This window comes from Sphingomonas sp. Ell38C01 (genome assembly GCF_055231975.1).
The window spans coordinates 2867340-2890287 of the sequence record NZ_JBUYVA010000001.1 but is presented as its reverse complement, the minus strand read 5'-3'; the positions used below and the strand labels follow the sequence as shown (position 1 = coordinate 2890287).

Annotated in this window: 20 protein-coding genes and 1 tRNA gene; 11 read left to right on the top strand and 10 right to left on the bottom strand. The window is 68.6% G+C overall.

Annotated elements, in window-relative coordinates; all coding sequences use genetic code 11:
- The first annotated feature begins 6 nt into the window (after nucleotides 1-6).
- From ACV7NO_RS13700 to secA, 3 genes are all read left to right on the top strand, one after another.
- On the top strand, nucleotides 7-633 hold the full coding sequence (locus ACV7NO_RS13700) for an energy transducer TonB (RefSeq protein ID WP_463406524.1): 627 nt from the start codon (nucleotides 7-9) through the stop codon (nucleotides 631-633).
- A gap of 57 nt (nucleotides 634-690) precedes the next feature.
- Nucleotides 691-984: a hypothetical protein gene (locus ACV7NO_RS13695; protein WP_463406523.1), complete on the top strand. Its 294-nt coding sequence runs from the start codon at nucleotides 691-693 to the stop codon at nucleotides 982-984.
- Nucleotides 985-1089: 105 nt separating this feature from the next.
- Complete coding sequence (gene secA, locus ACV7NO_RS13690; protein ID WP_463406522.1) at nucleotides 1090-3819, top strand: preprotein translocase subunit SecA; 2730 nt, start codon at nucleotides 1090-1092, stop codon at nucleotides 3817-3819.
- A 182-nt stretch (nucleotides 3820-4001) separates the two neighbouring features.
- On the opposite strand, the gene ACV7NO_RS13685 is transcribed toward secA, so the two are convergent.
- The 5 genes from ACV7NO_RS13685 to ACV7NO_RS13665 form a co-directional block, all read right to left on the bottom strand.
- Nucleotides 4002-4616 carry a CC0125/CC1285 family lipoprotein gene (locus tag ACV7NO_RS13685; RefSeq protein WP_463406521.1) on the bottom strand — a complete coding sequence of 205 codons (615 nt, stop codon included), beginning with the start codon at nucleotides 4614-4616 and terminating at the stop codon, nucleotides 4002-4004.
- 144 nt (nucleotides 4617-4760) lie between these two features.
- Nucleotides 4761-4835, bottom strand: a tRNA-Glu gene (locus ACV7NO_RS13680).
- 19 nt (nucleotides 4836-4854) lie between these two features.
- A complete protein-coding gene (locus ACV7NO_RS13675; RefSeq protein ID WP_463406520.1) occupies nucleotides 4855-5811 on the bottom strand; it encodes a hypothetical protein in 957 nt (318 codons plus the stop codon).
- Entirely contained in the window at nucleotides 5808-7178 is a 1371-nt protein-coding gene (locus ACV7NO_RS13670; protein ID WP_463407355.1) for a class II 3-deoxy-7-phosphoheptulonate synthase, read from the bottom strand. Before ACV7NO_RS13670 ends, ACV7NO_RS13675 begins: the two co-directional genes overlap by 4 nt.
- Nucleotides 7179-7287: 109 nt before the next feature.
- Nucleotides 7288-8070: an SDR family oxidoreductase gene (locus ACV7NO_RS13665; protein ID WP_463406519.1), complete on the bottom strand. Its 783-nt coding sequence runs from the start codon at nucleotides 8068-8070 to the stop codon at nucleotides 7288-7290.
- Nucleotides 8071-8130: 60 nt separating this feature from the next.
- Here ACV7NO_RS13665 and ACV7NO_RS13660 point away from each other — a divergent pair, with 60 nt between their 5' ends.
- Nucleotides 8131-9081, top strand: a complete 951-nt coding sequence (locus ACV7NO_RS13660) for a M48 family metalloprotease (RefSeq protein WP_463406518.1) — start codon at nucleotides 8131-8133, stop codon at nucleotides 9079-9081.
- A 154-nt stretch (nucleotides 9082-9235) separates the two neighbouring features.
- Here the strand turns inward: ACV7NO_RS13660 and ACV7NO_RS13655 are convergent, their stop codons facing one another.
- From ACV7NO_RS13655 to ACV7NO_RS13635, 5 genes are all read right to left on the bottom strand, one after another.
- Entirely contained in the window at nucleotides 9236-10174 is a 939-nt protein-coding gene (locus ACV7NO_RS13655) for a D-2-hydroxyacid dehydrogenase (RefSeq protein WP_463406517.1), read from the bottom strand.
- Nucleotides 10171-11583, bottom strand: coding sequence for a cysteine--tRNA ligase (gene cysS / locus ACV7NO_RS13650; protein WP_463406516.1), 1413 nt, complete (start codon nucleotides 11581-11583; stop codon nucleotides 10171-10173). Before cysS ends, ACV7NO_RS13655 begins: the two co-directional genes overlap by 4 nt.
- A gap of 312 nt (nucleotides 11584-11895) precedes the next feature.
- A complete protein-coding gene (locus ACV7NO_RS13645) occupies nucleotides 11896-12831 on the bottom strand; it encodes an intradiol ring-cleavage dioxygenase (RefSeq protein WP_463406515.1) in 936 nt (311 codons plus the stop codon).
- Between the two features lie 88 nt (nucleotides 12832-12919).
- Complete coding sequence (locus tag ACV7NO_RS13640) at nucleotides 12920-14278, bottom strand: sensor histidine kinase (RefSeq protein WP_463406514.1); 1359 nt, start codon at nucleotides 14276-14278, stop codon at nucleotides 12920-12922.
- Nucleotides 14279-14360: 82 nt separating this feature from the next.
- Nucleotides 14361-15110, bottom strand: coding sequence for a response regulator (locus tag ACV7NO_RS13635; protein ID WP_463406513.1), 750 nt, complete (start codon nucleotides 15108-15110; stop codon nucleotides 14361-14363).
- 232 nt (nucleotides 15111-15342) lie between these two features.
- Here ACV7NO_RS13635 and rpsU point away from each other — a divergent pair, with 232 nt between their 5' ends.
- From rpsU to ACV7NO_RS13600, 7 genes are all read left to right on the top strand, one after another.
- Entirely contained in the window at nucleotides 15343-15549 is a 207-nt protein-coding gene (gene rpsU / locus ACV7NO_RS13630; RefSeq protein WP_007404630.1) for a 30S ribosomal protein S21, read from the top strand.
- Between the two features lie 120 nt (nucleotides 15550-15669).
- Entirely contained in the window at nucleotides 15670-16269 is a 600-nt protein-coding gene (locus ACV7NO_RS13625; RefSeq protein WP_463406512.1) for an FKBP-type peptidyl-prolyl cis-trans isomerase, read from the top strand.
- Nucleotides 16270-16379: 110 nt separating this feature from the next.
- Complete coding sequence (locus ACV7NO_RS13620) at nucleotides 16380-16622, top strand: hypothetical protein (protein ID WP_463406511.1); 243 nt, start codon at nucleotides 16380-16382, stop codon at nucleotides 16620-16622.
- 694 nt (nucleotides 16623-17316) lie between these two features.
- Nucleotides 17317-18726, top strand: coding sequence for an O-antigen ligase family protein (locus tag ACV7NO_RS13615; protein WP_463406510.1), 1410 nt, complete (start codon nucleotides 17317-17319; stop codon nucleotides 18724-18726).
- A 74-nt stretch (nucleotides 18727-18800) separates the two neighbouring features.
- Nucleotides 18801-19511, top strand: coding sequence for a polysaccharide biosynthesis/export family protein (locus ACV7NO_RS13610; RefSeq protein ID WP_463406509.1), 711 nt, complete (start codon nucleotides 18801-18803; stop codon nucleotides 19509-19511).
- A 15-nt stretch (nucleotides 19512-19526) separates the two neighbouring features.
- Nucleotides 19527-21716 (top strand): GumC family protein, encoded by a 2190-nt coding sequence (locus ACV7NO_RS13605; protein ID WP_463406508.1) that lies wholly within the window; start codon nucleotides 19527-19529, stop codon nucleotides 21714-21716.
- Entirely contained in the window at nucleotides 21713-22918 is a 1206-nt protein-coding gene (locus tag ACV7NO_RS13600; protein WP_463406507.1) for a hypothetical protein, read from the top strand. The genes ACV7NO_RS13605 and ACV7NO_RS13600 overlap by 4 nt, the downstream gene beginning before the upstream one ends.
- Nucleotides 22919-22948 lie beyond the last annotated feature (30 nt).

The following is a 22948-nucleotide window of genomic DNA, read 5'->3' as shown; positions in this document are numbered from 1 at the left end:
ATCGTCATGGGGGTACGTGGAATGAAGGCCGGCTTGTGGTGGGCGTTTGTCCTGATCGCGGGCGGGGGCGTCGCGCCAGCATCTGCGAAGGATGCCATGCAAGCCATCCCGGTCGGCGATTCCGCATCGTGGTTTTCTTCAAACGATTATCCGGGCGAAGCGATCAGGGCCGGACGGCAGGGCAGGGTTTTAATTAACGTGGGCGTCGATTCGACGGGCAAAGTTGTTTCCTGTACCGTCGCGGAAACGAGCGGGACGACGGTTCTGGATGACGCGGCCTGCAGCTTGGCGATGTCCAAGGGCACATTCAATCCGGCGCGGGATTCGTCGGGTAGGCCGATCGCGAGCGTCGTACCCATGCCTGTCCGCTGGATATTGCCTTCCAGCCCCACGCCGCGCGCGATCGAAGGCTTTAAAGTGGACGAGACTTTAACGGTCGAGGTCCGTGTGAGTGAAGAAGGCCGGACCATCTCTTGTCGCGTCGTCGAGCAGCCGATCGAAAGTCGTAACCTGAACTTTTGCAAGCCGTATCCGGTTGGAGAGATGTTCGGAAATCGATGGACGAAAGCGGGCCAGCCCATCGCCGCCACAGTACGAATAACTCGCGCAACCCGGGTGAGCGTCGAGGAATGATCCGATGTTCGCGGCCTGCCAATGGCGACAGTCGCCCATAGCTGTTTTGATTCGACGATGGACGCTCGCCGCCGCACACCCTATGTCCCGCAGCGCATGAACCTGTTGCTGCTCCTCTCCGCGTTGCTGTCGGCCCTGACCGGGGTCGGGTCGGTGCGTGGGCCGCAGGCGGCGCGGACGGTGGCGGAGCGGGTGCAGGCGGTGTCTGCCGCCGCGACGCGGGTCGCTACAGTCACTACGCGTCCGGTGCAGGCGGTCGCTGCGTTGGCCGTGGTCGCGCCGATCGGTGTGCTAGCCGCCTCGCCCGTCGTGCGCGACGTTCCCGCATGGGCGTCTCGCCGGCGCGAATAGCGTGGCTGCCGGTGCGTCGTGCGCCGGCTATTTCGATCATCCCCGTTTTGGCGTGGCCCCGCGACGAGCGGCGCTGCGCACGCTTCAGTATCAGGAACCTCGCCCATGTTCGGTGGCATCGCCAAGTCGCTCTTCGGATCGTCCAACGACCGGTATGTAAAATCCCTCAACCCCATCATCGCGAAGATCGCGTCGTTCGAGCCGACGCTGCAGGCGATGGACGACCCGACGCTGTCGCACCAGACGGTGCTGTTCCGCGAGCGGCTGGCGGCGGGCGAGACGCTGGATGCGCTGCTGCCCGAGGCGTTCGCGACGGTGCGCGAGGCGGCGCGGCGCGTGCTGGGCCAGCGGCATTACGACGTGCAGATGGTAGGCGGCATCGTGCTCCACCGTGGCGAGATCGCGGAGATGCGGACCGGCGAGGGGAAGACGCTGGTCGCGACGCTGGCGACCTATCTCAACGCGCTGCCGGGCGACGGCGTCCACGTCATCACGGTCAACGACTATCTCGCGGCGCGCGACGCGGCGTGGATGGCGCAGGTCTATGGCTTCCTGGGCCTGACCACCGGCACGATCATCCCGAACCTGACCGACGAGCAGCGCCGCGACGCGTACAATGCCGACATCACCTATGGCACGAACAACGAGTTCGGGTTCGATTACCTGCGCGACAACATGAAGTACGAGCGCACGTCGATGGTGCAGCGCCCGTTCGCGATGGCGATCGTCGACGAGGTCGATTCGGTGCTGATCGACGAGGCGCGCACGCCGCTCATCATCTCGGGCCCGACCGACGACAAGTCCGACCTGTACCTTCAGGTCGATGCGGTGGTGAAGCAGTTCCTTCCCGAGGATTACGAGAAGGACGAGAAGCAGAAGTCGATCATCCTGACCGAGGACGGCACCGAGCGCGCCGAGCGGATGCTGGAGGCGGCGGGGCTGCTGGAGGGCGAGAATCTCTACGATTTCGAGAACACGCAGGTGGTGCATCACCTGAACCAGGCGCTGCGCGCGAACATGATGTTCAAGGCGGACACCGATTACATCGTGAAGGACGGCAAGGTCGTCATCATCGACGAGTTCACCGGGCGCATGATGGACGGGCGGCGCTGGTCCGACGGGCTCCATCAGGCGGTGGAGGCGAAGGAGGGCGTGACGATCGAGCCCGAGAACCAGACGATGGCGTCGATCACCTTCCAGAATTATTTTCGCATGTATCCCAAGCTGGCGGGGATGACCGGCACCGCGGCGACCGAGGCGGCGGAGTTCTTCGACATCTACAAGATGAACGTCGTCACGATCCCGACGAACGTGCCCGTCCAGCGCGTCGACGAGGAGGACGAATTCTACAAGGACACGCAGGACAAGTTCCGCGCGATCGCCAAGCGGATTCGCGAGCATGCCGAAAAGGGCCAGCCGGTGCTGGTCGGCACCGTCTCGATCGAGAAGAGCGAGCTGCTGAGCGAGTTCCTGAACCAGGAGGGGGTCGACCACTCGGTGCTGAATGCGCGGCACCACGAGATGGAGGCGCATATCGTCGCGCAGGCCGGGCGGCTGAGCGCGGTCACGATCGCGACCAACATGGCCGGGCGCGGGACCGACATCCAGCTGGGCGGCAATCTGGAATTCCGCACCAACGACGAGCTGGCGGGGATGCCCGAAGGCCCCGAGCGCGACGCCGCGATCGCGCAGATCAAGGCGGAGATCGCGGCCGAGAAGGCGCGCGTGCTGGAGGCGGGCGGCCTGTTCGTGCTGGGCACCGAACGGCACGAGAGCCGGCGGATCGACAACCAGCTGCGCGGGCGCTCCGGGCGGCAGGGCGATCCGGGGCTGAGCCGGTTCTACCTGTCGCTGGACGACGACCTGCTGCGAATCTTCGGGCCCGACACGCTGTTCGCCAAGATGATGCGCAACAACATCGGCGACGGCGAGGCGATCGGCAGCAAGTGGCTGTCGAAGGCGATCGAGACCGCGCAGAAGAAGGTCGAGGCGCGCAACTACGACATCCGCAAGCAGGTCGTCGAATATGACGACGTGATGAACGACCAGCGCAAGGTGATCTACGAGCAGCGCGCCGACATCATGGATGCCGAGACGGTCGGCGACGTGGTGGTCGACATGCGCGCGGAGACGGTGAACGCGGTGGTGGGCGCGGCGTGCCCGCCCAACAGCTATCCCGAGCAGTGGGATATCGCAGGGATGAAGGAGCAGTTGAACGAGCTGCTGAACCTGGCGCCGCCGATCGACGACTGGCTGACCGAGGAGGCGATCGATCCCGAGCTGGTGACCGAGCGCGTCCAGGCCGAGGCGGACCAGATGGTCGCGGAGAAATCGGGCGAGCTCGATCCCGAGACGTGGACGCAGGTGGAGAAGTCGATCCTGCTCCAGAGCCTCGACCATCACTGGAAGGAGCATCTGTCGACGCTCGATGCGCTGCGGCAGGTGGTGCACCTGCGCGCCTATGCGCAGAAGACGCCGATCAACGAGTACAAGCAGGAGGCGTTCAGCCTGTTCCAGCGGATGCTGGAGACGATCCGCGAGGACGTGACGCGCACGATCGCGCACGCGCAATTCCAGATGCAGGCGCTGCCCGAGCTTCCCGAACTGCCCGACTTCATCACGACGCATTTCGATCCGTTCTCGGGCGAGGACAATTCGAACGACGTGGATGCGGGCACGCTGGGACTGGTGACGAGCCAGCTGCCGCCGATGCAGATCCCGCAGCCCGATCTGGGCGACGATCCCGCGGCGTGGGAGGGCGTGGTGAGTCGCAACGCGCCGTGCCCGTGCGGGTCGGGGCGCAAGTACAAGCATTGCCATGGGGCGCTGGTTTGAAAGCTGGCCCTTCCTTCCGTTCGTGCTGAGCCTGTCGAAGCACTGCCCCTCTTTTTCGACGGTAGAGAAGAAGGGCAGCACTTCGACACGCTCAGTGCAAACGGGTTTGGGAAAGGGCCCTGGATAGAAAAGGCCCCGCCATCGCTGGCGGGGCCTTTTCCTGTCTCGGGTGATGCCGGGCCTTACGGCTTGGGCAGCACCACCGTCGGCCCGATCGAATCGGCGACCGCGCGGGCGTTGAACGCCTTGACGTTGCCGCGCTCGGGCGTGCCCTTGAACATCACGATCTCGGCAGAGGCTTCGTAGCGGTCGACGGTCTGGACGTCGGCGCCGCCGCCGCCCCAGCCCCACGGGCTGCCCCAGAACGGATCCCAGGCGCGATAGCCGAAGCCGCGGCCGTAGAACCCCCAGCGCGGGCCCCAATAGCCGCCACCCCCGAAGCCCAGGCCGCCACCGCCCCAGCCGCCGCCCCACGCGCCCGGCGTCGAATAGGTGCGCGCCTGGCGATCGGTGTCGCGATCCGCCATGACGAAATAGTCGTAGCCGTTCTGCAGCGTCAGTTCGGCCGAACGAAACAGGAGGTAGCGCTCGACCACGTCGCGATCGGTGATCGTGTTGCCCGCGAAGGTGACGCGGTAACGATTGGGCTCGATCCGCGTGTCGGTATAGCCGGTGCGATAGAAGCCCTGTCCGGTGGCGGGGCGATAGGTGGTTGGGGTCGCGCAGCCGGCGACCAGCAGTGTCGCCGATCCCAGCGCTGCCAGCAAGATGCCGCGACCCAGCCTTGGTACTGTCATGTCAGGTCTCCGTGTCCGCCCGGGCGGCGAAACGCTACCGCGTCTAGGCGCATAAGGTGGAACGGTCGATGAACAGCTTGGCTCCCGATCGCATCGGTCTGTCGCAAAGCCGTGGGAAAGGGCGGGCCGTGCCTGCCGCGTCGCTGGTGACCCCTACGAGAATCGAACTCGTGTTTTCGCCGTGAGAGGGCGACGTCCTAACCGCTAGACGAAGGGGCCGTTGAGCGGAAGCGCGCCTCTACGGGGCGGGGGGCTGGGCGTCAAGGGGGGTGTTGGGGTGGCGGACGAGAAGGGGGCTGGGCGCGCCGAAGACGGCGTTGCGCGCGCGCATCATATATTCGAGGAACGGCATGCGCATCGCGTGGACGCGGCGCGGCGTGAGCCCGAGGATCATCTGCGCGTCGCGCAGGAAATGCGACGCGTCGTGATACTCGTCGCCCATCCGCGAATAGTCCGCCGCGCCGCCGCCCGCATAGACGCGCGCAAAGGCGCGCAGGAAACGGGCGCGGATCAGCAGCGTCTTGGGCGGGAAGCCGAGATGGCGGATCGTGGTCCGTCGCAGGCGGGCGCTGTCGATGCCGAGCCGCGCCTCCACATCGGCGACGTCGATCAGATGTTCCTCCGCGGCGAGCGCGATGAAGGCGGCGATGATCGGCTCGTCGGGATGCGGCGGGCCCAGCGCGCGCGCCAGAAACGAATCGAAGATCGCCTTGACGTCATGGACGGTGGACTCGCGCAGCAGCGCGGCGGTCGCATCGATCGCCTCCGCGCCGATCCACATTTCGTCGCGCGCATGCGTGATGTGGTTGCGCAGCGTGTTGGCGGGGCGGCGGACCAATCGCGACCATGCCAGCGGCCCAAAAGTGATGCCGACCGAGTAACCGCCGTTCGACAGGATCTTCGTCGCGACGTTGCTGGGGCCGTACAGTCCGTCGACCGGGATACCGGGATAGCGACGCCGGCCGATCGTCATCGTGACCGGCGCATCGAACATGCGGAACCGCAGAAAGCCATTGTGCGGCAGGCCCCAGGTTTCGAGGCCCATCGCTTCCGGTCCTTCGGAATCGACCATGACATAGTCGCTGGCGACGCCGGCGAATGCCGGATCGGGACGCTCCAGCCGCATCGCGATGCCGGGCGGCATCACGAAGGCGGCCGGATCGACCCCTGGTGTGTCCGTCCCGCTCTCGATCACGCGGCCTTGCGCCGCTCTTTCAGTTCCTGATTGAGCATCTCGGCCAGCAGGAAGGCGAGTTCGAGGCTCTGGCTGGCGTTGAGGCGCGGGTCGCAGTGGGTGTGGTAGCGATCCGCCAGGCTCTGCTCGGTGACGTCGACCGCACCGCCGGTGCATTCCGTCACGTTCTGCCCCGTCATCTCGGCATGGATGCCCCCCGCGAAGCTGCCTTCCGCGCGGTGTACCGCGAAGAAGCCGCGGACCTCCGCGAGGATGCGATCGAACGGTCGCGTCTTGTAGCCGTTGGCGGCCTTGACGACGTTGCCGTGCATCGGATCGCACGACCAGACGACCGGATGCCCCTCGCGCTGCACCGCGCGGACGAGCCTGGGCAGTCCGGCCTCGATCTTGTCGTGGCCGTAGCGGGTGATGAGCGTCATCCGCCCCGGCACGCGCGCGGGGTTGAGCGTGTCGAGCATGCGCAACAGCGCGTCCGGCTCGAGGCTGGGGCCGCACTTCATGCCGATCGGGTTGCCGATGCCGCGCAGATACTCGACGTGCGACGAGCCCTCGAACCGGGTGCGGTCGCCGATCCACAGGAAGTGCGCGGAGGTGTCGTACCAGTCGCCGGTCAGCGAATCCTGGCGCGTCATCGCCTGTTCGTAGCGGAGCAGCAGCGCCTCGTGGCTGGTGTAGAAGCTGGTGCCGTTGAGCTGGGGTACGGTCTCGGGATCGATCCCGCACGCCGCCATGAAATCGAGCGCCTCGCCGATCCGGTCCGCGGTTTCGCTGTACTTCTTGGCCCACGGGCTGCGGCCCATGAAATCGTGCGTCCAGCGATGGACCTGATGGAGGTTCGCATACCCCCCTTGCGCGAACGCGCGGAGCAGGTTGAGCGTCGCCGCCGACTGCGAATAGGCGCGTACCATCCGCTGCGGATCGGGGATCCGCGATTCGGGGGTGAAGGCGATGTCGTTGACGTTGTCGCCGCGGTAGCTGGGCAGTTCGACGCCGTCGATCGTCTCGGTCGGGGTCGAGCGCGGCTTGGCGAACTGGCCCGCCATCCTTCCGAGCTTGACCACCGGCATCTTCGACCCGTGGGTGAGGACGACCGCCATCTGGAGGATGACGCGGAAGGTGTCGCGGATATTGTTCGCGCTGTGTTCGGCAAAGCTTTCCGCGCAGTCGCCGCCCTGGAGCAGGAACGCCTTGCCCTCCGCCACCTGCGCCAGATCGGTCGTCAGGTTGCGCGCCTCGCCCGCGAAGACGAGCGGGGGATAGCTTTCGAGCTGCGTCGTCGCGGCGTCGAGCGCGGCGGCGTCGGGATAATCGGGCATCTGGCGCGCCTCGTGGCGAGTCCAGCTATCGGGGGCCCAGTTGGCGGCCATGGTCACGGTGCTTTCGGTGGTCGGAAATGCGGCTGCCAATGCGCGAAAAGGGCGATGCGCGCAATAAACATCCGCTTTGGGGCGGGGCGGCGGATCGGGTGTGTCGCCGCTACAGGACGCCCGGATAGGCGCCGCCGTCCATCAGCAGGCTCTGGCCGGTGATGTAGCCGGCATGCGCGGAGCACAGGAAGGCGCAGGCGGCGCCGAATTCCTGTGGCTCGCCGAAGCGGCGCGCGGGGATGCGGTCGCGGTTCTTCGCTTCCGCTTCGTCGGGGGTTATCGACTGCGCCCTGGCGGCGAAGGCGTGGACGCCCTCCAATCGGCGCGTCGCGAACAAGCCGGGGAGGAGGAAGTTGATCGTCACGCCCGCATGCGCGACCTGCCGCGCGACCCCTGCGAGGAAGCCGGTGAGCCCGATCCGCGCGCCGCTCGACAGGTCGAGCCCGCCGGTGGGCGACTTCACCGAGGCGGAGGTGATGCAGACGACGCGGCCGAAACCGCGTTCGACCATGCCGTCGATCACGTGCTGCACCATCGCTATGGGCGTGACCATGTTGGCGTCGAGGCCGGCGTGGATCGCCGCCGAATCGAGCTGGCGGAAATCGCGCAGCGGGGGGCCGCCATTGTTGTTGACGAGGATGTCGACGACGCCGTCCGCCGCGTCGACCAGCGCCTGCTGGATCGCTGCGTCGCCGATGTCGCCGGCGACGGTGCGGACGTCGGCGCCGGTTTCCTCACGGATTGCGGCGGCGGTTGCGGCGAGCGCGTCGGCGTCGCGTCCGTTGAGCACGAGGCGGACGCCCGCGCGCGCGAGTTCGGTGGCGCAGGCGCGGCCTAGGCCGTGGCTCGATGCGCAGACGATGGCGGTGCGGCCGCTGAGTCCCAGATCCATGGCGGCGTCATGCACGCTCTGGCGGTGCGTTGCCAAGCGCGGTAGCGCGCGGGGATGTCGATGTTCCTTTTGTCGCTGGCGCTGGTCGCGCCCGATCCGCAGCTCGAGCTGCTGCGTTCGATCGACCTGCGGCTGGCGACGATCGGCGACCGGCTGGCGCGGGGGAACGTCGCGCTGTGTCGCGAACGGGCGCCCGCGGCGGGGATGATCGTGCAGTCGCTCGCGATGTATGCGCCGGAGCAGCGCACGGCGGCGCGCGCGACGTTCGGGTTCCCGGCGCCGGTGGCGGTCGAGGGCGTCGTGCCGGGCAGCGCTGCGGCGCTCGCGGGGGTGCGGGCGGACGATGGGCTCGTCGCAGTGGACGGCGTGGCGGTGGCGGCGACGGATCCGGGGGCGGGGGCGCCGTCCACCGTCGAGCGCGATGCGGCGGTGGCGTTGCTCGCGCGGCAACCTGGCGTGGCGCCGTTGCGGCTGACGCTGGTGCGGGACGGTGTGCGGCGCGAGGTGATGGTGGCGGCGCCGGCGGGATGCCGCGTAGGGTTCGAGACGGTGCTGGGCGAGGCGATGACCGCGCAGGCCGATGCGGGCGCGGTGCAGATCGGGGTGCGGTTCTTCGAGCGCTATCCCGACGAGATGACCGCGGCGGTGGTGGCGCACGAGTTCGCGCATGTGGTGCTGGCGCATCGCGCGCGGCTGGAGGCGGCGGGGGTCAAGGGCGGTCTGCTCGCGGAGATCGGGCGGAACGGGCGGATCGCGCGGACCGTGGAGACGCAGGCGGACCTGCTGTCGGTGCACCTGCTGCGCAATGCCGGGTATGATCCGCGCGTCGCGGTACGGTTCTGGCGCGAGCATGGCGGCGATGTGGACGGCGGCCTGTTCCGCAGCCGGACGCATCCGTCGTCCAGGGCGCGGGCGGCGGCGATAGCGGCGGAGATCGCAGGCATACCGGCGGGGGCGGGGGTGCCTTATGTGCCGGCGGTGCTGGCGACGCGGGATCTGCCGCTGGAGTGAGGCCGCCGATCGGGAGTGGTTTCAGGCTTTCCCGTTCGCTTCGAGCGTAGTCGACAAATGCCGCAGCGTTCGTGACACGTTTCTCGACTACGTTCGAAACGAACGGATTTTTTTGGGGGAGTCGCCCCGGCTTTCGCCGGGTGACGGGGTCGGCTCAGTACCCCGCGTCGAGGTCGGCGACGTTTTCCATCGGGCGGCCGGCGCGGAAGGCGTCGAGGTTGCGGAGGAACAGCGCGGCGCCGCGCTGGAACATCTTCGTCTGGCTGCGGCCCGACAGGTGCATCGAGATCATGCAGTTCGGCGCATCCCACAGCGGGTGATCGGCCGGGAGCGGTTCCGGGCTGGTGGGGTCGAGGAAGGCACCAGCGATCGTGCCCGATCCGAGCGCGGCGATCAGCGCATCGTCGTCGATCATGTCGCCGCGCGCGATATTGACGAGCCACGCGGAGGACTTCATCGCGGCGAGCTCGCGCGCGCCGATCATCGTCTTCGTCGCATCGGTCGAGGGGGCGGCGAGGATGACCCAGTCGAACTCGCCGAGCCGCGATGCCCAGGAATCGGGCGTGATCGTGCCGTCGCGGCCCGAGCGGGTGACGCCGGTGACGTCGACGCCGAACGCTTCCAGACGCTCCCCGATCAGCTTGCCGATCGCGCCATAGCCGATGACGAGCGCCTTGGTGCCGAACAGCTCGATCTTGCCGGGGGCGTCCTTTGGCCATTCATGCGCGTCGTGCGCGCGGACGACATGGTCGAAACGCTTGGCGGCGACGAGCACCGCCATCACCGCATATTCGGCGACCGCATAGGCGTTGATCCCGGCGCCGTTGGTGATCGTCGCCTGCTTCGCGCGGAGGACGTCGAGCGGGAAGGCGTCGAGCCCGGCATAGATGGTCGACACCCATTTCAGGGTCGCCCCGGCGTGGCGGATCGCCTCTGCGACGCGCTCGGTCGGCTGCATGTCGACCCAGGCGATGTCCGCGTCGGCGATCGCGGCGTTGGCCTCGGCAGGGGTCGCGAACCAGGTGACGTCGAGATCGACGGGGAGCTTCGGTTCGAGCAACGCGCGGGCGGCGGCGGGGAGGACGGCCTTCATAGTTTCCAGTCCCATCCCAGCGGATCGCCGTCCATCACCTCGACCCCGACCCCCGCGAGCGCGTCGCGGATCGCGTCGGAGCGGGGAAAGTCCTTCGCCAGCCGGGCCTCGCGGCGCTCGGCGAGCTGCGCGACGATCTCCGAGCCGTCGATCTGCGCGTTCGCCGGGCTGATGCGCAGGTCGGCGCGCTCGAGCGTGGCGAGCTGGAGGCCGAGGACCTCGTCGAAATCCTTGAGCGCGGCGAGGCGATCGGCGGGGGAGACGCGCTTGTCCGCCAGCATCGCGTCGAGCGCGATCAGCGCCTTGGGCGTATTGAGATCCTCGCCCATCGCGGCTTCGAGCTGGTCGCGATACGCCGCGGCGGAGCCGGTAGGGGGGGCCTCGGGACGTTCGCGCAGCGCGACGACGGCCTGGAGCGTGCGCTTCAGGCGGGTCGAGGCGGCGGCGAGCGTCTCCCACGAGAATTCGAGCTCCGACCGGTAATGCGCCTGCAGGCACAGCATCCGGTAGGCGAGCGGATGATAGCCGCGATCGACGACCGCCTGGAGCGTCAGGAACTCGCCCGAAGATTTCGACATCTTTCCCGCGCGTTCGACAAGGAAGTTGTTGTGCATCCACAGGTTCGCGCCGGTATCGGCACACTCGCAATGCGCCTGGTTCTGCGCGATCTCGTTGGGGTGGTGGATCTCGCGGTGATCGATCCCGCCGGTGTGGATGTCGAACTGCGCGCCGAGATATTGCTTGCTCATCACCGAACATTCGAGATGCCAGCCCGGCGCGCCGCGGCCCCACGGCGAATCCCACTCCATCTGGCGATGCTCGCCGGGAGCGGAGGTGCGCCAGATCGCGAAATCCTGCGGATTGCGCTTGCCCGCGACGGGATCGATCCGGCTCTCGCCCGCATCGTCCCGCGCGCGTGCGAGGCGGCCGTAATCGGGGACGGTCGACACGTCGAAATAGAGCCCGCTGTCGAGCCGGTAGCAATGGCGCTCCGCGATCGCCTCGCCAAACGCGATCATGCCCGCGATGTGATCGGTCGCGAGCGGCATGTGCGTGGGCGTGCGGATGCCGAGATCGGCGAGGTTACGCCTGAACGCATCGGTATAGTGGCGCGCGATCGCCCAGATGTCCTGCCCGGCAGCCTTCGCGGCGGCCTCCATCTTGTCGTCGCCCGCGTCGGCGTCGGAGGTCAGGTGGCCGACATCGGTGATGTTGAGGACATGGGTGACGTCATGCCCGGTCCAAGTGAGGGTGCGCGACAGCGTGTCGGTGAAGACATAGGCGCGCAGGTTCCCGACATGGGGGTAGTTGTAGACCGTCGGCCCGCACGAATAGATGCCGACCGCGGGCGGCGCGATCGGGCGGAAGGGTTCGAGCGAGCGGGTCAGGCTGTTGTAGAGCGTCAGCATCGCGGGGGTCTTTAGACCTGCATGCCGGCCGGATCAAAGAAGTTCGCGTGCGGGGAAAGGGTGCCCCGACCGGCCTGGGCAAACCGGCCGGGGCGGCGCGAGCGACAGGGTAGCGCCGCGCCATCTCGGGAAAGGGGTTCGGATCGCAGGAGTCCATCTTTCCGTCGTCGTGCCGGACTCGTTCCGGCATCCATGGCTCCGCAAATTCGAGAGAATTTTTCTCGCGGAACGGTGGGCCCCGGAACACGTCCGGGGTGACGGAGCGGGTTGTACGTCCGTTGCGACCCTAAAAGCGCTAAATGGCGATCATTCCTAGCGCGCCACGCCGATCAGCGCGGTGGCGGTGTAGCCGGCCGCGACGCTGCCGGTGACGGCGGGGGTCTGCTGCGCGATCTGGGCGGAGCTGTTGTCCGCGAAGACATTGTCGCTCGCCAGCGAGATGCGCGCGTAGTTGGTCGCGCTGGAGGGATAGAGCGCGGTCTGCGCGTAGACGGTGCTGTTCGCGGACGTGGGCATCGCGAGCTGCGAGGTGAGGATCGCGTAGCGGCCGCCCAGCGCGTTGGCGAGGCTGGAGAAGACCTCGAAATGCATGTGTGGCCAGCGGCCATCGTAGCAGCCGGGATAGATCGTGGTGAAGGTGACCTGCCCGTTGGCGTCGGTGACCTGGACGCCGCGCAGATAGCTCTCCGCCGATGCGGTGTAGAGCGAATAGTTGCCGAGCCGGTCGCAGTGCCAGAGATAGACCGCATAGCCCGCGAGCGGCGCGCAGGCTGCGTTGACGTTCACCACCGTCAGCGTGATCTTGAGCAACACGCCGGTGGCGACCGTCGTCGAGGCGATGAAGCTGGGGCGGATGTCCGAGCGAAAGATGCCGGTCGCGGTCAGCACGTTCGAGGTCGAGCCGCTGGCGCTGTTCGTGCCGTCGGCGGGGTAGGGGCCTGCGGTTTCGGTCGGGTCGACGAGGCAGCCGGTCGCGGTCGATGTCGCCGCGGGGGTCGGGGTCGCGGTGGCCGTTGGGGTCGGGGTAGGCGTCGCGGTGGCGTTGCTGCCGGTGACGACCGACACGCCCGAGGACGCGCTCTCGCCGCCGCAGCCCGCGATCATCGCGGCTGTGCCGGCCCCGGCGAACCATTTCAGCGCGCGGCGGCGGGCGACGAGGCGCTCCATCGCGACGAGGTCCTCGGCCAGGCTGTGGCCGTGGTTCCCGGCATGGGGATCCTCGGCGTGGGTGTCGTGATGGTGCGGCATGCGGGGCTCCCGGTGGTCTCGGGAGCCTGTCTGGCGGTGGCGAATCACCGGCGTATGTCGCGACGTGAATGCTGTGTGTCGGAATGTTTCAGCGCGCGAGCGGGAGCCGGACGGTGGCGATCGCTCCGGGCTGGTCGCCGCGATTGGCGAGCGTGGCGGTGCCGCCGTGGCGCGTCGCGATCGAGCGGACGATCGCGAGGCCTAGCCCGGTGCCCCCGGTGGCGCGGTTGCGCGAGGGGTCGCCGCGGACGAAGGGCTCGAACAGGCGCTCGGCCTGGGCGGGATCGATGCCGGGACCCGCGTCGCTTATGGTGACGATCGCGTGGGTGCCGTCGGTCGCGCAGCGGACCTGCGCGCGGTCGCCGTAACGAACCGCGTTGCCGACGAGGTTGGCGAACAGGCGGCGCAGCGCGCGTGGATCGCCGCGCACGACGGTGCGTGTGCTCGCCTCGATCGCGATGGCCGCGCCGCCGACCGCCATGTCCTCGACCAGGCTGTCGAGGAGCGACGACAACTCGACCAGCGTGGCGTCGCGCTCGCCCGCCTCGTCGCGCGCGAATCGCAGCGTGTCGGCGATCATCGCGCGCATCTCGTCGATGTCGGCGGCGGCGCGGTCGCGCGCGGGGTCGGGGAGCTGCTCGACCCGGAAGGCGAGGCGCGACAGCGGGGTGCCGAGATCGTGCGCGATCGCAGCGAGCATGCCGGTGCGCGCCTCGGCATGATGCGCCAGCCGGTCGTGCATCGCGCCGACCGCGACGGAGAGTGCGCGGACCTCCGCCGCGCCGCCCCCGGGGAAGCGCGGGCGGGTCGCGCCGGCGCGTGCCTGTTCGGCGGCGCGCGCGAGCTGGCGGAGCGGGCGCGCGATCGCGCGGGCGAGCGCCCAGGCGACGAGCGAGAGCGCGGCGATCGTCGCGAGCATCGCGGCCAGCGTCGTCATGTGCCACGCGGTGAAGAAGGGCAGGCGTGGGCTGGCGACGACTCGCCATGCGGTGCCGTCGCGCCACGCGAACGCGAACCGGCCGATGAAGACGGTTTCGAGATCGGGCCGGCGAAAGTCGGGGGGCGCGTCGAATCCCTGCGGGAGCGGCATCGGTCGCAGGCCGCGGGGGGACAGGCGGCGGTCGGTCAGCGCGACGATGTCGGTAGCGGGTACGCCGAGCCGGGCGGCGAGCGCGGCGGCGGCGGCGGGGTTGGCGCGCAAATCGTCGTCCGCGACCGGCGGTGCCTTCCCGACCGACAGGATCAGCGCGCGGTCGCGCGCGTCGGGCTGGCGGAGCGTACGGAGCGCATAGGCGATGCTCTCGACGCGACGCGGGCGCTCCATCGGCGGCGGGCCGTTGAAGGTGACGAGGAAATACACCGCGGTCGACACCAGCACGGTGCCGACGACGAGCGCGACGATGGAAGCCGCGAGCGGGCGGCCCCGCGAGGCGGCGGAGCGGGGCATGTCAGCGCCGCTGACGGAGCGGGGCATGTCAGCGCCGCTGACGGAGCGGGGCATGTCAGCGCCGCTGACGGAGCGGGGCATGTCAGCGCCGCTCCACATCGGCGGCGAACATATAGCCTTCGTTGCGGACGGTGCGGATCAGCTCCCCCGTTTCGGCCCGACCGTCGTCGCGGGTGAGCTTGCGGCGCAGGCGGCTGATCTGGACGTCGATCGCGCGATCGAAATGCTCCGCGTTGGTGCCGCGCGAAAGGTCGAGCAGCTGGTCGCGCGTCAGCACGCGGCGCGGATGTTCGACGAGCGCCAGGAGCAGGCGGAACTCGCCGTCGGACAGGTTGATGACGACGTCGTCGGGATCGAACAGCTGGCGCCCGGTCGCGTCGAGTCGCCAGCCGACGAAGCGGAGATAGTCGCGGTGGCCGGGACGCGGCGGTGCGCCGGCGGCGGTGTTTCGGCGCAGGACCGAGCGCACGCGGGCGAGCAGCTCGCGCGGGTTGGCGGGCTTTGCGACATAATCGTCCGCACCCATCTCCAGCCCGACGATCCGGTCGACCTCCTCGCCGATCACCGACAGGATGATGACCGCCGGGCTGGTGGCGCGATCGAGCGTGCGCAGGATCGTCAGCCCGTCCTCGCCGGGCATCATCACGTCGAGGACGATCAGCGCATAGTCGTGGCGCGCGAGTGCGGCGCGCATCGTGGCGCCGTCCTGCGCCGTGTCGACGACATAGCCGTGCGCGGCCAGGAACGCGGCGGTCAACTCGCGGATACCGGGATCATCGTCGACGATCAGGAGGCGGGTGGCGAGGTCCACGGATTCGGCGAGCTGAAGCATGTCCCTGATCGTGGTGATCCCACGTATCGCGCAGGTTTCACCGCTGCAACATGCGTCGAATATGGCGCGGTGTGTCACTTCGGCAACGGTGTGGAGGAGGACGGCCGGGGGGTGGCTGTCGGGTTGCAATGGGGTTTGGGCGCTGCTAGGGGCGGCGGGTTCACGGCGCGGACCATCGGTTCGCGGCCGCAATAGCCATTAGACCCAAATCTGGCCGGAGCCATTCGAGTTTATGCAGATCATCGTCCGCGACAACAACGTCGATCAGGCCCTTCGCGCGCTCAAGAAGAAGCTGCAGCGCGAAGGCGTGTACCGCGAGATGAAGCTGCGCCGGCACTACGAGAAGCCGTCGGAGAAGCGCGCGCGCGAGCGTGCTGCGGCGGTTCGTCGTGCCCGCAAGCTCGAGCGCAAGCGCGCCGAGCGCGACGGCGCACGGTAACATTCAAGCGACGCGCCGGTAGCGGGACGTGATCCCGGTGCCGGTGCGCGTGTTTCTCTTGCGCGGCGGTCACGCGTCTGCCGGCGGCCCCGTGCGAACAGGTTCTTGCAAGGGGTTGCCATGTCGACCGTGACCGCCGTTCCGATTCCGCCCACCCGTCGCCGCTATCTCGTCTGGCTGTGGGCCGGGATCGCCGCCGCCTTCGTGGCGGCCGCCGCGCTCGCCTTCCAGGGCGACGACTTCCTGGCGCGCAACGCGCGCGCCAAGGGCGTGGTGACGACGCCGTCGGGGCTGCAGTACAAGGTGATCGCGCCGGGTGCCGGCGCGAAGCCGACCGACACCGACGTGGCGCTGGTGAACTATGAGGGCAGGTTGCTCGACGGCACCACCTTCGACAAATCGCAGCAGCCGACGCCCTTCCCGATTTCCAGCGTGGTCAAGGGCTTCTCCGAAGGCCTGAAGCTGATGCCCAAGGGCGCGAAGTACCGGTTCTGGATCAAGCCCGAGCTCGGCTATGGTGCGAAGGCGGCCGGACCGATCCCCGCGAACTCGATCCTGGTGTTCGATGTCGAACTGCTCGATTTCATTCCGGAGACCGTGCTGCGCCAGATGCAGATGCAGCAGCAGATGATGGGGCAGGGCGCCGGTGGCCCAGGCGGCGCGCCGGGGGCCGGGATTCCGGGCGGTGCGACGAACGGTGGGAACCCATCGCCACGTTGATCGTCATGACCGTAGCGCCCGCCGTAATCGGCGGCAAAACGGGTTGCCTGGCTGATTTCGCTGTGCAATAGGCTTGCAAGCTCTTCGAGTTTCTAAAGGGAGTATTTTTGATGGGCGTTTTCAAGAACGCGGTAGTTTCGGCGATCGCGCTGTCGCTCACGGCGGTCCCCGCCGTGGCGTCGGCCGATGCGGCCAAGCTGTCGCTCGCGAAGTCGGCACGCGTTGCCGCTCCGCAGGCGAAGAAGGAAAAGCTGTCGGGCGGTGGCGTTATCGTCGCGATCCTCGCAGCGGCTGCGGTTGTTGCCGGCATCGTGATCGTCGCCGACAACAACGACAAGCCGAACAGCCCGTAAGTCTCTTTTTCAAGAGCTTGATGTTCAAGACGGGGCGTCTTCCTTCCGGGGAAGGCGCCCCTTCTACGTGTGCGCTGCAGCTGGGTGGATGTTGGCGGGTCGGATTTCCGCACGATCGGCAAGAAGGTTCCATGCCTTGGGGTCGGCCCGGACATGTTTGGATTGGAGTCGAGGTTCGTTTCGGCCGTCCCTTCGATAAGAGGCTGGCCCCGGATCAAGTCGAGGCCTCTGCGACGTGGCGGTGTCTGGGTGTGCACCGTCGAGTGGCCTGTCGGGAGGGGCGGGTGTGTGGCCCTACGGCCGGCACACAGCCTGCACGATGCGGTTTGGCACGTGGGCCTCAGCGCGCGGGCGTGGCTGCGGCGCGGTTGAAATTGTAGGCGATTGAGGCAAGGTCAACGCCGCGATCCGCTCCGGATGCGCATTGCGTCCCAAATCCGCGGGCAAGAACGACTCTCCACCAAACCAAGCTGCTCCGACATCACACGATCCGCTTTCCAACAGAGAATCATATCTCGACTGTCCGAGTACCCACTTTCGCAGAGGCCTCGATCAAGTCCGGGGCGATGACACAGTGGCAGGCCCCGGCGTCGGACGCCCGGCGCTTTTCTCGATCGCGCAGAACGGGTAGGGCGCGTCATCGTCGTTCCGTGCGGCGGTGCACTAGCGAGCTAACCCCCTGTCGGTGAGTAAAATGGCGTTGGCATTCGACCTGTCGCGATCGGGCGGCTTCGCGGCGTTGCGCAGGCAGCCGCTGGTGTTGCTGGCGCTGATCGCGGTGGTGGCACTGGCGGGGGGGAGCGCGCGCGCGGATTCGTTCGGGCAGATCGTCGTCCGCGTGGCGAGCGTGCTGGCGATGGCCGCGTGGCTACTCGATCCGCACGCGGCCGGACCGGCGCGGGCGTTGCGGCCGGGGTTCGTCTTCCTGGGGCTGTGCGCGGCGGTGATCGCGATCCAGCTGGTGCCGTTGCCGCCCGCCATGTGGGGAGCGATGCCGGGGCGCGCGGTGCTTCTCGACAGTGCGACGATCGCCGGCATCGCGCAGCCGTGGCGACCGATCGCGATGGTGCCCGACCGGGCGTACAGCGCGCTGTTCTCGCTGCTGGTGCCGCTCGCGATGCTCGTCGGGATGTCGCGGGTGTCGTCCGCGCGGCGGGCGCAGTTGGTGCCGATCGCGATCGTGCTGGTGTTCGCGAGCGGGTTCGTCGGGCTGGCGCAGGTGTCCGGGGGAACGGACAGCGTGTTGCGGTGGTACGCGTTCACCAACGAGGGATCGGCGACGGGCTTCCTGGCGAACCGCAACCATCAGGCGCTGCTGCTGGCGGCGGGCATGCCGATGCTGGCGGCATGGGCGTCGATGCCGGGGCTGCGGACCGACCAGCGACGGTTCCGCGGCTGGGCGGCACTGGCGCTGGGCGGGTTCCTGATCCTGATGCTGCCCACGACCGGATCGCGCGCGGGGATCGTCCTGGGCATCGTCGGTGCGGCGGCCGCGCTGGCGATCGCGATGCCCGCGCTGCGCGACCGCTATCGCGGGGCGCCGCGGCGCGACCGGTGGCGGATGCTGGGCATCGGCGCGGCGGCGACGGTGGGGCTTGCGGTGGTGCTGGTGCTGTTCGGGCGCAACGAATCGTTCCGCCGGCTCTCGACGCTCGACGCGACGCAGGACCTGCGTGCACAGACGCTGCCGACCGTGGTCGACATGACCGCAAGCGTGTTTCCGGTCGGCTCGGGGTTCGGATCGTTCGACGCGCTGTACCGCCGGTTCGAGCCGTTCGACATGCTGTCGACGCAATATTTCAACCAGGCTCACAACGACCTGCTCCAGCTGGTGCTGGAGGGCGGGGTGTCGGCAGGGCTGCTGCTGGTCGCGTTCGTCGTCTGGTGGGGAATCGCCAGCGTGCGCGCGTGGCGCGCGCCGGTTTCGGCGCAGGCGCTGGCGGCGCGCGCGGGATCGGTCATCCTGTTCATGGTGCTGGGGGCCAGCGCGGTCGACTATCCGGCGCGTACGCCGCTGATCCTGGTGCTCACCACGATCGCGGCGTGCTGGTTGCTGACGCCCGCCTCGTCGGAGGCTCCATCGGAGTCCGGGCGCGACGACTGATCGTCGCTTTACGCTGTTCGCCCATCCCGGTATGCGCGTCGGGGAGGGCATTAGTCATAATCTGGAAGGCTTGGATGATCCGACCGTTGTTGCCGGTCCTGTGCGGCATTCTCCTGCTGGGGGCATGCGGCAAGCGCGAGCCGCTGGTATCCACGCCGACCCTGCAGGTGATCGAGGCCGCCGAGCTGCCGACGCCGTCGCGGACCGATCTCGTTTATCCCGACCGGCCGAGCTATATCGGCCCGCTCGACACGATCAACGTCGAGGTGTTCGGCGTGCCCGAGCTGACGCGCGACGTGACCGTCGACAGCGGCGGGCGCGTGGCGATGCCGCTGGTCGGGACGATCGATGCGAACGGCATGACCGCCACCGAGCTGTCGCAGAAGATCGACGCGACGCTGCGCGGCAAATATGTCCGCAACCCGCAGGTGACGGTGACGATCAAGGGATCCGTCAGCCAGACCGTGACGATCGACGGATCGGTATCGAAGCCCGGCCAGTATCCCGTCACCAACGGCACCACGCTGATGCGCGCGATCGCGGCGAGCGGCGGGCTGGGCGAGTTCGCCAAGCTGGACGACGTCGTCATCCTGCGCACCGTCAACAACAAGAAGATCGCGGGGCTCTACAACCTGGGCCAGATCCGGCGCGGCGCCTATGTCGATCCGATGATCTATCCCAACGACATCGTCGTCGTCGGGGACTCGCCGGCCCGCCGCATGTTCAAGGACTTCGTCTCGGTCGCCCCGGTGCTCGCCGCACCGCTGGTCGCGATCATCCAGTAAGGCGCGCGCACGATCATGACCACCGACACCATCGTCCGCCGCAACCCGGTCCCCGCAGGCGGCGCGCCCCGCCCCGGCGAGGCCGAGCCGACGCCGTTCCTGCGCTATGTCCTGCGCCTCGCCTTCCGCTGGAAGAAGGTGCTGGGCGCGATCATCGGCACGTGCCTGCTGATCGGGCTGGTCATCACGCTGTTGATGACGCCGCAATATACCGCGACGACGACGGTCGAGATCGCGCGCGAGAGCGACAAGATCGTCAATATCCAAGGCGTGCAGGCCGAAGCGAGCGACGCCGACCAGGAATTCTACCAGACGCAGTACGGCCTGCTGAAGTCGCGCTCGCTCGCCGAGCAAGTGGCGACACAGCTCAAGCTGGTCGACGACCCCAAGTTCTTCGAGATGTTCAAGCTGTCGAACGACAGCCCCATCTTCATCCCCGATCGCAGCGGGCGCCTGCCCGCCGCGGGCCGCGACGTGCGGCTGCGGATCGCGGGGGCGACGCTGCTCAAGAATGTCGACGTGTCGCCGTTGCGGTCGTCGCGGCTGGTCGACGTCAGCTTCGAGAGCCCCGATCCGGCGCTGTCGCAGAAGGTGGCCAATTCCTGGTCGCAGAGCTTCATCGAGGTGACGCTGGCGCGGCGCTATCAGGCGAATTCCTATGCGCGCGACTTCCTCGAGAAGCGGCTGGTGCAGCTGCGCCAGCGGCTGGAGACGTCCGAGCGCGACCTCGTCAACTACGCGTCGAGCCAGCGCATCATCAACCTGCCCAATGCGGGCGGGGCGGGTGAGCGATCGATCGTGTCGGACGACCTGAACGCGTTGAACGTCGCGCTGGGACAGGCGACCGCGGACCGGGTGCAGGCGGAGGCGCGGTATCGCGCGACGACCGGGCGCGGCGGGCAGGCGACCGAGGCGCTGGGCAACAGCGCGATCAACTCGCTGCGCGGCAAGCGGGCCGAGCTGGCGGCGGACTATCAAAAGCTGATGACGCAGTTCGAGCCGGATTATCCGCCGGCCAAGGCGCTGAAATCGCAGATCGACCAGATCGACCGCAGCCTGTCGGGCGAGGAAGGCCGGATCTCCGGCGCGCTCGAACTGGCCTATCGCGAGGCGGCGGGGCGCGAGGAAGGGCTGAAGTCGCGCGTCGAGGGGCTGAAGGGCAGCATGCTCGACCTGCGGCGGCGCAACATCCAGTACGCGATCTACCAGCGCGAGGCGGACACGAACCGCCAGCTGTATGACGCGCTGTTGCAGCGCTACAAGGAGATCGGCGTCGCGGGCGGCGTGGGCGTGAACAACGTCGCGATCGTCGATCCGGCGGACATGCCATCGCGCCCGTCGAGCCCGCGGCTGGTGCTCAACATGCTGCTCGCGCTGGTCGCTGGCTGCGCGCTGGGCGGCATCGCGGCGTTCCTGCTGGAACAGGCGGACGAGGCGATCGCGGACCCGACCGAGGTGGAGCGAATGACCGGCCTGCCGCTGCTGGGCAGCGTGCCCAAGCTGCTCAACCGGACGCCGGTGGAGGCGCTGGCGGATCGCAAGTCCGACATGGTCGACGCGTATCTGGCGGTACAGACGAACCTGTCCTTCTCGACTGAGCATGGCGTGCCCGATTCGATCGCGGTGACGTCGACGCGGCCGGCGGAGGGCAAGTCGACGACGTCGCTGGCGCTGGCGACCTCGCTGGCGCGCGCGCAGAAGCGCGTCGTGCTGGTCGACGGCGACATGCGATCGCCTTCGGTCCACCAGCTGATCGGGACGGATCACCAGCGGGGGCTCAGCAACTTCCTGGCGGGCGACGACGAAATCGACGCGCTGTTGCATGTCGTGCCCGAGTTCGGCTTCTCGGCGATCACCTCCGGCCCGATCCCGCCCAATGCAGCGGAGCTGCTGACGAGCGACCGGCTGCGCGTGCTGATCGCGCAGCTGCTGACGCGGTTCGACCATGTCGTGATCGATTCGCCGCCGGTGATGGGTCTGGCCGACGCGCCGCTGATCGGGAGCCAGGTGGAGGGCGTGATCTATGCGGTCGAGTCGCACGGCATTCGGTCGAGCCTGGTGCGGACCGCGCTCAACCGGCTGGGCAGCGCCAATGCGCGCGTGCTGGGCGCGGTGCTGACGAAGTTCGAATCGCGGCGCGGGACGAGCGGCTATGGCTATGAATATGGCTATAGCTACGGGCGCGAGAAAAAGGCGCGGACGTGATCGCGGGCGTCGCGGCGCGCCTGCGCCGGCCCGCGGTGGCGGCGGCGCTGATCGTGCTGCTGGTGACCGGGGTGTGTGCGGCGCGCAACGGCGCGGGGCTCGCGCTGGCGACACGGCAGCCCGACGCGGCGCTGCGCGCGAATGGCGAGAACGCGATCGCGCAGGCGCAGATGGCGCTGGTCAAGGTGCAGGCGGAGGATGCGTCGGGCGCGGCGCGGGGTGAGGCGCTGGCGCTTGCGAAGGCGTCGATCGCGCGCGATGCGCTGAACCCGACAGCGCTTGCCGTCGTCGGGCTCGCGAGCGGGGAGGACCGCGCGGCGTTGCGCGCGTTCACCGCGTCGCAGGCGCTGTCGCGGCGATCGCTGCCCGCGCAGCTGGGTCTGATCGAGTATTCGGTCGCGCGGGGCGATGTCGCGGAGGCGCTGCGGCACTATGACATCGCGCTGAGGACCTCGGGCACCGCACCGTCGCTGCTGTTCCCGGTGCTGGTCGAGGCGGCGACCGATGCGACGCTGCGCCCCGAACTGGCGCGGACGCTGGCGCGGCGACCGGCCTGGGGCGGGCTGTATCTCCAGCAGCTGGCGCAGAGCGGGCGTGATCCGGCGTCGACTGCGGCGCTCTATGTCGACCTGCTGCGCTATGGCGTCGATCCCGGATCGGCGGCGACGGGCGCGCTCTATACGCGGCTGGTGGCGGCGGGGGCGTACGACACCGCGTGGTCGGTCTATGCCGCGGGTAATCCCAAGGCGGTTCGCGGCGGGGTGCGCGACGGCGCGTTCGCGGCGGCGCCCGACGCGCCGACACCGTTCGACTGGGTGCCGAGCGATGCGGCGACCGCCTCGGCGCGGATCGAGCGCGAGGATGGCGGCGGGCGGCTGGTCTTCACCGCGGCGGCGGGCGAGGGAGGCGAGGTGGCGCGGCAGCTGCTGGTGCTGGCGCCGGGCGTGCACCGGGTGGCGGTGGCGAGCGAGCGGGTCGATGCGCCCGCGGAGGCGCGGCCGTATCTGCGGGTGACGTGCGCGGCGGGCGGTGCGGAGCTGGGGCGGGTGACGCTGGCGGGCGATGCGGATCGGGGCGGACGCTCTGCAGGATCGGTGACGGTGCCGTCGGGATGCGGGGCGCAGTGGCTGACGCTGGTGGTGCCGGCGCCGCCTTCGATGGAGGCGATCGGGGGGACGGTGACGCGGGTGACCGTGGGGTAGGGACGGGAACCCGGCGACCATTCGCCCGGA

Excerpts from the sequence above, each read along its gene's own strand:
- ACV7NO_RS13700 (WP_463406524.1), top strand. The coding sequence starts at position 7 with ATGGGGGTACGTGGAATGAAGGCCGGCTTGTGGTGGGCGTTTGTCCTG.
- ACV7NO_RS13695 (WP_463406523.1), top strand. The coding sequence starts at position 691 with ATGGACGCTCGCCGCCGCACACCCTATGTCCCGCAGCGCATGAACCTG.
- secA (WP_463406522.1), top strand. The coding sequence starts at position 1,090 with ATGTTCGGTGGCATCGCCAAGTCGCTCTTCGGATCGTCCAACGACCGG.
- ACV7NO_RS13685 (WP_463406521.1), bottom strand. The coding sequence starts at position 4,616 with ATGACAGTACCAAGGCTGGGTCGCGGCATCTTGCTGGCAGCGCTGGGA.
- ACV7NO_RS13670 (WP_463407355.1), bottom strand. The coding sequence starts at position 7,178 with ATGGCCGCCAACTGGGCCCCCGATAGCTGGACTCGCCACGAGGCGCGC.
- ACV7NO_RS13665 (WP_463406519.1), bottom strand. The coding sequence starts at position 8,070 with ATGGATCTGGGACTCAGCGGCCGCACCGCCATCGTCTGCGCATCGAGC.
- ACV7NO_RS13660 (WP_463406518.1), top strand. The coding sequence starts at position 8,131 with ATGTTCCTTTTGTCGCTGGCGCTGGTCGCGCCCGATCCGCAGCTCGAG.
- ACV7NO_RS13655 (WP_463406517.1), bottom strand. The coding sequence starts at position 10,174 with ATGAAGGCCGTCCTCCCCGCCGCCGCCCGCGCGTTGCTCGAACCGAAG.
- cysS (WP_463406516.1), bottom strand. The coding sequence starts at position 11,583 with ATGCTGACGCTCTACAACAGCCTGACCCGCTCGCTCGAACCCTTCCGC.
- ACV7NO_RS13645 (WP_463406515.1), bottom strand. The coding sequence starts at position 12,831 with ATGCCGCACCATCACGACACCCACGCCGAGGATCCCCATGCCGGGAAC.
- ACV7NO_RS13640 (WP_463406514.1), bottom strand. The coding sequence starts at position 14,278 with ATGCCCCGCTCCGCCGCCTCGCGGGGCCGCCCGCTCGCGGCTTCCATC.
- ACV7NO_RS13635 (WP_463406513.1), bottom strand. The coding sequence starts at position 15,110 with ATGCTTCAGCTCGCCGAATCCGTGGACCTCGCCACCCGCCTCCTGATC.
- rpsU (WP_007404630.1), top strand. The coding sequence starts at position 15,343 with ATGCAGATCATCGTCCGCGACAACAACGTCGATCAGGCCCTTCGCGCG.
- ACV7NO_RS13625 (WP_463406512.1), top strand. The coding sequence starts at position 15,670 with ATGTCGACCGTGACCGCCGTTCCGATTCCGCCCACCCGTCGCCGCTAT.
- ACV7NO_RS13620 (WP_463406511.1), top strand. The coding sequence starts at position 16,380 with ATGGGCGTTTTCAAGAACGCGGTAGTTTCGGCGATCGCGCTGTCGCTC.
- ACV7NO_RS13615 (WP_463406510.1), top strand. The coding sequence starts at position 17,317 with ATGGCGTTGGCATTCGACCTGTCGCGATCGGGCGGCTTCGCGGCGTTG.
- ACV7NO_RS13610 (WP_463406509.1), top strand. The coding sequence starts at position 18,801 with ATGATCCGACCGTTGTTGCCGGTCCTGTGCGGCATTCTCCTGCTGGGG.
- ACV7NO_RS13605 (WP_463406508.1), top strand. The coding sequence starts at position 19,527 with ATGACCACCGACACCATCGTCCGCCGCAACCCGGTCCCCGCAGGCGGC.